The organism is Vibrio sp. D420a (assembly GCF_030248625.1).
Classification (GTDB): Bacteria; Pseudomonadota; Gammaproteobacteria; order Enterobacterales; family Vibrionaceae; genus Vibrio; species Vibrio fortis_A.
This window is the reverse complement of sequence record NZ_JAHGAN010000083.1, coordinates 1-1,165: the sequence shown is the minus strand read 5'-3', so window position 1 is coordinate 1,165 and position 1,165 is coordinate 1. Positions and strand designations below refer to the sequence as shown.

2 protein-coding genes are annotated in these 1,165 nt (G+C 42.1%); both read left to right on the top strand.

The genetic code is table 11. From position 1 onward, the window contains the following. On the top strand, positions 1-103 hold a 103-nt coding region (locus tag KI743_RS24280), incomplete at its 5' end, for a DM13 domain-containing protein (protein ID WP_285468562.1). A gap of 100 nt (positions 104-203) precedes the next feature. Next, on the top strand, positions 204-1,046 hold the full coding sequence (locus tag KI743_RS24275) for a mechanosensitive ion channel family protein (protein ID WP_152469796.1): 843 nt from the start codon (positions 204-206) through the stop codon (positions 1,044-1,046). Positions 1,047-1,165: the final 119 nt, after the last annotated feature.

The window sequence follows — 1,165 nt, the reverse complement described above, 5'->3', positions numbered from 1 at the left end:
TATGTTGACTCTGCCTCAAGGGACAGATCTCACTCAGTACGATACGGTTGTGATTTGGTGTGAAACTTTTGGCGAGTTTATTACTTCTGCAAAAATAAAATGATAGCCTAAACAAAGCCGTTTTTAACTAACAAAAACCAAAAGCGCTCAGTAAATGGGCGCTTTTGTTAGGTTAAGTCATCATCATTCCAAAGGAAGTTGTAATGGAAAAAATGTGGCAAGTGATTGATTTCTTATTGGCGCACAAAGGCTTGTTCAGTGCGCTAATCATCGCTGTTGTTTTAATTATTCGCCGAATCACACTGTCTCAAATCAGAGGCGATGTTGCCTTTCTCTCTGAAGATCAGCGTAACTGGATGTCTCGCACTAAGAATGGCACCTTTGCATTCATAGTAATCACGCTATTCATACTTTGGCAGTCGGAAATTAGTGAGTTCGCACTGTCGTTAACTGCGATTGCAGTGGCAATAGTTGTGGCATCGAAAGAGATCATCCTCTGTTTTACAGGCTCTATCCAAAGAGCAAGTTCACGCTCTTTTCGTATTGGTGACTGGATTGAAGTCGGTAAGATTAGCGGTGAGGTGATTGAGCACAATATGATGGCGACAGTGATTCAGGAAATTGACCTGTACCACGGCCAATATCACTACACGGGTAAAACAGCCACGCTACCTAACAGTATGTTTTTTACTTACCCGGTAAAGAACCTCAACTTTATGAAGCGCTATGTTTACCATGATTTTTCTATTGTGGTGAAAGATTTCGTTAACTTGTATCCGCTGATTCCAGGGTTGATCAAACAGATTGAAGCGCACAGTGAGGACTTTATTGAAGTCGCTCGCCGTTACAATGCTGTGATCGAGCGTCATGCTGGGGTAGACCTTCCGGGTTCAGAGCCGCACATTCATGTGACGAGTGGGGCAACTGGTGAGCAAGTGGTGCACTTCATGATTTTCTGTCCGACAGAACAAGCTTCTCATTTAGAACAGGAGATTCGTCGCGACTTTATGGAAAGCTATGCTCAAGCGTTTCCAGAGAAGGAGTAATTTCCGCTCTCTGTTCGTTGAACAATAAACAATAAAAAAGCCGATAACAGCGAACTGTTATCGGCTTTTTTGTATTAATGTATTCGCTATATAAACGAATAAGTTTTTGGGTTATTGGT